Here is a 6,316-nt window from a genome sequence, read left to right on the forward strand (position 1 = left end):
TAAGTACTATTCTCCACCTTTTCTACTATCTTGCAACTACTAACTGTTTTTTGTCACTAATTAAATAACTTTTATCATATATAATCACTGTTGCTTCGCATGTTGAATCCACTTCTATCTTATCTTTTGAAATTGAGATACCTATTCTTGAACTCTTCCAATTGATATTAAAGGATAATCCTTCCCACTGCTCTGGCAACCATGGATTAATATTTAATACGCCTTCTTTATTAACTCTTAACCCTACAAACCCAAAAATAGCACTTTGCCATGACCCTCCCGCAGCTGCTGCATGTAGACCAAAATCTGTATTCCCTTGATTATCTTCAAGATCTGTATATATAGCCTTCATGAAATATTTATAAGCATTATGTCTATCTCCGACAGCAAGACCCATTATCGAATACATTGAGGGGCTTAAAGAAGACTTATGCATTGTCCTTTTCTCATAATATTCATAGTTTGCTTTTTTAACAGCTTCAGAAAACTCTTCTGGAAGCATAATCATCAATTGAGCAACATCTGCTTGTTTTAAAAGCTGCGTTTCTCCCAACTTGTTACCCTTAAAATCTGGCCATACTGGCATTTCATTTTCATCATACTCTTCAATTTCTATATCTTCCAAATCAAAATATCCTTCAAACTGCTCAATTATCATTCCGTCTTCACTCATTGGAATATACATTTTTTCAGTCATTGTTTCCCACATATTAAAATCTTCTTCATTTAATCCTAGTTTTGAACAAAGAACCTTGTAGTTAACATTATCTTCAGTCTTTAACCACTCTTTAAAAAATAGTGCTTTTTCTATATTCCATTTAGCTAAATAATTTGTGAATACATTATTGTCAACATGTTCATGAAATTCGTCAGGTCCTATTACTGAACTTATTTCATATCTATCGTTGCCTTTATTGTATTCCACTCTACTTTGCCAAAATTTAGCTGTATCTAATAGTATTTCAATACCGTAATTTACAAGGAATTCTTTGTCGTTTGTTGCCCTATAATATTCAACTATTCCAAAAGCAATGTCCGAATTTATGTGATATTCCTCATCTCCAGTCCAAATTCTAACTGCATTACCATCATAGTCAACTCCCCACTTAGGAGTAACCTCTAGTCCATCATCAGCTGCTTCCCATGCGAATCTTGCACCTTTATATCCAGTTATCGCAGCATTTTCTCTTGCACCGTTCAAAGTATTGTATCTATACATTAATAGTGCCTTTGCAACATCTGGTCTTGTATATATAAAGAAAGGAAGCATGAACACCTCTGTATCCCAGAAAACATGACCTTTGTACCCTTCACCATGAAGACCTTTTGCTGCTATACTCACTGTAGTATCACCAGCATAAGCAGAAGCTGATAATTGGAATAAATTAAATCTTATACCTATTTGAGCTTTTTCATCTCCCTGGATTTTTATATCTATTTCATCCCATATTTTTCTCCAAATGTTGCTATGTGCTTCAACTTCAGCCTCATACCCTTCCTTTATAAAGTCCTTTAATTCTTTAGTTCCCTCTGCAATTAAATCACTTCTTATATCCTTATCACTAATGCTTATACCATATTTCACTATAGTCTCTGTTTTTCCTTCAGACATAAATGTCTCATAAACTTCACTAACTACTTCTCCAAACTCGCTATATCTCCTATTTTTAAATATATTGCCTTTATTATTTTCACCCATTAAAGTTGTTAACTCAATAGATTTTATATTATTATCATTTGTCTCTATAGTTAGTGCAATACCCGGGTTACTATCATAGATATTTTTTACTTTAAAATGCTTTGTCTTATTCATTACATCCCAAGTACTATTGGTCACTGATCCATCTATATAGTTTTCAATAAATACTTTCCCATCAAAGTTTAAAGGCGTTATTTCGTATTTTGCAGCCCACCTACTAGTTTTATTTCTACTTACAAATCGTTCACATTTAATTTCTACACTTTTACCCTTTTTAGTAGTCGCAATAAACTTCATTTGTAAAACACCATTGTGCATGTCTAATTCTCTTTTAAAGCTATATAAGTCACATTCATCAATATCTACTTTTTCATCCTCAATATAAATATTAAAGCCTAAAGGATCTTGAAGGTTTACTATTTCAGTTACTTGACTTTGAGATTTATCAAATATTCCTGCTATATAATTTCCTCTATTACCCTTTGAGGAAAACTCTAACGCTCCTCTCAATCCCCTATTCCCATTTGCTAATGTAAAAAGTGTTTCATATTTTTTATTATCGTTAGTGTTATATTTATCTAAAGAAATCTTCCATAACTCCATTTCTAATCCCTCCATTCCTTTCCGGTATTTTTTCGGAAACGTTTTTGTAATTTAATTGTATGTTTTTGTGAAAACATTTACAACCTCTTTAAAAACCTTTCCTGCCATTTTCTCTATGGTTTTTCTTTTAAATACTACCATTTTGTCCATTTATCTCAAAATCGTACTTTTTTAAAAACTACTTTAACAAAATATTAATAATTTTAATTCAAAGAGTTAATGTAATAAGCACTATAAGTATTATTAGACTTCAATAATACTTACAGTGCTTATTTTTTTGTATAAGATAAATTATGTGTTTTATTTTCTAACTTGGCCATTTCCATAAATAAGATATTTTGTAGTTGTAAGTTGCTCAAGTCCCATTGGTCCCCTTGCATGAAGTTTTTGATTGCTTATTCCTATTTCTGCACCAAAGCCAAACTCAGAACCGTCTGTAAATCTTGTAGACGCATTAACATATACACAAGAAGCGTCAACTTCCCTTAAAAACTTTTGTGAATTTTCATAACTTGTAGTTATTATTGCCTCAGAATGTTTTGTCCCATATTTAAAAATATGATCTATTGCATTATCCATTGATTCAACAACCTTAATTGAAAGTATTAAATCTAAATATTCAGTAGCCCAATCTTCCTCGCGTGCAGCTTTTGCCCCTTCTATAATAGCAATTCCTTTTTCGCATATTCTAATTTCTACCCCTAATTCATAAAGTCTTTTAGATAGTTTTGGTAAAAATTCACTAGCAATATCTTTATGAACGAGTACTGTTTCTACTGCATTACATACTCCCGGCCTTTGAGTTTTGGCATTAATTATTATATCTTCCGCCATACTTAAATCGACCTGTGAATCAACATATATATGGCAAATACCTGATCCTGTTTCAATTATTGGTACAGTAGCATTTTCAATAATAGCTTTTTTAAGTCCCTTTCCACCTCTTGGGATAATTACATCTACATAATCATTAAGTTTCACCAATTTATTTACAAGTTCTCTGTCAACCTTATCAATAAGTTGAATACACCCATCTGGAAGTCCAGCTAAAATGGCCGCTTTTATAATAACCTTAGCTAATGCCATATTGGTATTTATAGCCTCTGTTCCTCCACGAAGGATTATTGCATTTCCTGCCTTCAAACATAACGCTGCTGAATCCACAGTCACATTTGGCCTAGACTCATATATCATTCCTATAACACCAAGCGGAACTCTTACCATAGAAATATCTAAATCATTTGGTCTTTTCCACCTTTTTACTCCCTCACCAATAGGATCTTGAAGAGAAGCAACATTTTTAAGTCCCTCAGCCATTTTTTCAATTCTTTCCTGGTTAATCATTAACCTATCTAGCATCGCACCCGATAAATTATTCTTTTTTCCAAGTTCCATATCTCTAATATTAGCTTTAATTATAGTATCTTTATTATTTATCAAAGCTTCTGCCATCTTCAAAAGTGCATCATTTTTCAAATTTGTACTAGCTGTAGTCATAATTCTAGAGGCATCTTTAGCTCGCCTACCTATATCTGTAATATAATTTTCAAAATCCATTACTTACCCTCCTTGTACCTTATGTGTATGTAATTCAAACTAAAATCTAACAAATATCATACCTTTGATTAACATAATTTAGATTTTATTTAAGATCTATATTATCTATATTTCTTTCAAATAATGTACCAATTTCTATTCCTTCTAAGATATCAGTAATAACATTAGGCGTAGAACCTTCTGCTATAATCATAGCTGCATTTGCAGATGCCACAATTTCTGCTGCCTTTATTTTTGTTGCCATTCCACCAGTTCCAAGATCTGTTCCTGCGCCCTCTGCAGACTCCCTAATTTCGTCAGTTATTTTTTGCACATTATAAATAATTTTTGCATCTGGATTTATTCTAGGGTTTGAATCGTACAATCCATCAATATCAGAAAGTATTATTAGTAAATCTGCATCTATTAAGTTTGTTACCCTAGCAGATAATGTATCATTATCCCCAAAAGTATTATTGTCTCCAACCATTATTTCATCGACGATTACAGCATCATTTTCATTTACTACTGGAATAACCCCTTGTGATAATAACATCAAAAATGTATTGTGAGCATTTAGATGCCTTGCACTATCCTCAATATCCTCTCTTGTCAAAAGAATTTGTGCTGTAGTTTTTCCATATTCCGAAAAGAATTTTTCATACATGTGAATTAAGATACCTTGTCCAACAGCTGCTGCTGCCTGCTTTTCTGGTATTGTTTCCGGCCTTTTTCTAAGCCCTAATTTACCCATGCCAGCACCTATAGCTCCTGAAGTTACAAGTACTACCTCAATTCCTTTATTATGAATGTCTGCTAATTGCCTAATAAGATTTTCAATATGCTTATAATTTAATAATCCAGTAGAGTGAGTTAAGGTTGAAGTTCCTACCTTAACAACAACTCTTGTTACATTTTTTAAATACTCTTTTCTATTGTTCATATAAAACACTCCCTATCTAACACTATATTAATCTAATTTTACACCATATAAAGATAAATTTCCAATTATATATATTCGGTAACAATTGTGTTTTACTTAAACTTTTTCATATGATATATTTTAATTAATAACAATTGTAAATATGTATATAATAAGTTGTTTTGTTTAAGATAAAGTATATATACTTAAATAATTTATAAAAGTCCAAAATATGTTTAAATGTCCATATAATAAATTTTAGGAGGAACTGTATTATGAATGCTATAGATTTAATGATAGAAGAACATAACCTTATAAAGAGAATGCTCGCCGTGACTCGCAAAATCTCTATTAAAATACTTTACAATGAAGAGGTTGATTACAATGATTTCAATAAAGTTATAGATTTTGTACGTAATTTTGCAGATAAACACCATCATAGTAAAGAGGAGGTTATCCTTTTCAAAAAAATGGGTGAAGTTTTAGGAGAGAGAATAGCAAATGGTCCTATTATGGGTATGCTTGTTGAGCACGATTTGGGAAGACTTTTTATAGGAAATTTAGAAGCTTCTTTAGCTAAATTCAAGGCTGGTAATAGTGATTCTAGAGTAGATATAATTGCCAATGCTATAGGTTACACTGATCTGCTATATAGGCATATTGAAAAAGAAGATACAACCATTTATACTTTTGCGTTAAGAAAATTAAGTAAATCACAGTTAGACGAAATAGATCTAGCTTGCTTTGAAGTGGAAACTGAAGCTACAAAAAATAGACTTCAAGATAAATATATTACATTATTAAGTGAATTAGAAGCTAAAATTAATTAACGTAAGTTTCGCAACATAGTAAATTTATGATATAATTAATTTATTGTCATTAATTATATGGAAAAATAGACTAGCATATCTACTAGTTCTTATTTTGAAAATATATTAATTAATGATTAAATAAAAAATGTAAAGTGGGAAAATTAAAATGAGAAATGCAAAATTGGAAAGAGCTATAATTAAAATAGATAATGAAATTGCCGCAATGAACATAGCTAAAAAATACTTAACAAATTCACAAGAAATAAATGAAGTTCAGAATACTTTAAATAACAAAAGGCAACTAATAGCGGACGAATTGTATGTAGATGATAAAAAATGTTATGAGCTATGTTGTGACGCTATAGAAGAAATGTTAGATAAAGAGATAGGAAAAGATGAGCAACAAGAATTACTTGAAGTTATAAAACAAAATTTTGGAAGACAATCTCCGAATGTATCTAAAAAAAGTAGTGGTCTTAATGCATGGTTAAAAGAACTAAGCATTGAATACACTTGGGTTAAAAACGAAGAAACTGATTGGGATATGCTAATTATCACTGGATTTGGATTATATGAATAAATCTTATAAAATTTAAGATTAATTTATATTTTTAATAAATAAGCACCATATTGTGAACCGACACCTGTCAAGTAGACACGTAAAATAATTAAAAATGTATAAGATGATGCGATCAAATTGTTGGTCGCATTTCTTATGCAGTGTGTTTGTTCTTCTTTGCTTCT

Annotated in this window: 5 protein-coding genes; 2 read left to right on the forward strand and 3 right to left on the reverse strand. The window is 30.9% G+C overall.

Annotated elements, in window-relative coordinates; all coding sequences use genetic code 11:
• Nucleotides 1–25: 25 nt before the first annotated feature.
• From KPL55_RS21885 to proB, 3 genes are all read right to left on the reverse strand, one after another.
• Nucleotides 26–2,302, reverse strand: coding sequence for a glycoside hydrolase family 65 protein (locus KPL55_RS21885; protein WP_216308884.1), 2,277 nt, complete (start codon nucleotides 2,300–2,302; stop codon nucleotides 26–28).
• Nucleotides 2,303–2,602: 300 nt separating this feature from the next.
• Entirely contained in the window at nucleotides 2,603–3,859 is a 1,257-nt protein-coding gene (locus KPL55_RS21890; RefSeq protein ID WP_216308885.1) for a glutamate-5-semialdehyde dehydrogenase, read from the reverse strand.
• 85 nt (nucleotides 3,860–3,944) lie between these two features.
• The gene (gene proB / locus KPL55_RS21895) at nucleotides 3,945–4,781 is read right to left on the reverse strand and encodes a glutamate 5-kinase (RefSeq protein WP_216308886.1); all 837 of its coding nucleotides are present in this window, start codon (nucleotides 4,779–4,781) and stop codon (nucleotides 3,945–3,947) included.
• Nucleotides 4,782–5,035: 254 nt separating this feature from the next.
• Here proB and KPL55_RS21900 point away from each other — a divergent pair, with 254 nt between their 5' ends.
• Both KPL55_RS21900 and KPL55_RS21905 read left to right on the forward strand, forming a co-directional pair.
• Nucleotides 5,036–5,590, forward strand: a complete 555-nt coding sequence (locus KPL55_RS21900) for a hemerythrin domain-containing protein (RefSeq protein WP_216308887.1) — start codon at nucleotides 5,036–5,038, stop codon at nucleotides 5,588–5,590.
• Between the two features lie 148 nt (nucleotides 5,591–5,738).
• On the forward strand, nucleotides 5,739–6,152 hold the full coding sequence (locus KPL55_RS21905; RefSeq protein ID WP_216308888.1) for a hypothetical protein: 414 nt from the start codon (nucleotides 5,739–5,741) through the stop codon (nucleotides 6,150–6,152).
• The last annotated feature ends 164 nt before the right edge of the window (nucleotides 6,153–6,316 follow it).

This window comes from Clostridium lacusfryxellense (assembly GCF_018861735.1).
Taxonomy (GTDB): Bacteria; Bacillota; Clostridia; order Clostridiales; family Clostridiaceae; genus Clostridium_AD; species Clostridium_AD lacusfryxellense.

What these genes read in the sequence shown, in the direction of transcription:
- KPL55_RS21885 (WP_216308884.1), bottom strand. Translation starts at nt 2,302, where the DNA reads ATGGAGTTATGGAAGATTTCTTTAGATAAATATAACACTAACGATAAT.
- KPL55_RS21890 (WP_216308885.1), bottom strand. Translation starts at nt 3,859, where the DNA reads ATGGATTTTGAAAATTATATTACAGATATAGGTAGGCGAGCTAAAGAT.
- proB (WP_216308886.1), bottom strand. Translation starts at nt 4,781, where the DNA reads ATGAACAATAGAAAAGAGTATTTAAAAAATGTAACAAGAGTTGTTGTT.
- KPL55_RS21900 (WP_216308887.1), top strand. Translation starts at nt 5,036, where the DNA reads ATGAATGCTATAGATTTAATGATAGAAGAACATAACCTTATAAAGAGA.
- KPL55_RS21905 (WP_216308888.1), top strand. Translation starts at nt 5,739, where the DNA reads ATGAGAAATGCAAAATTGGAAAGAGCTATAATTAAAATAGATAATGAA.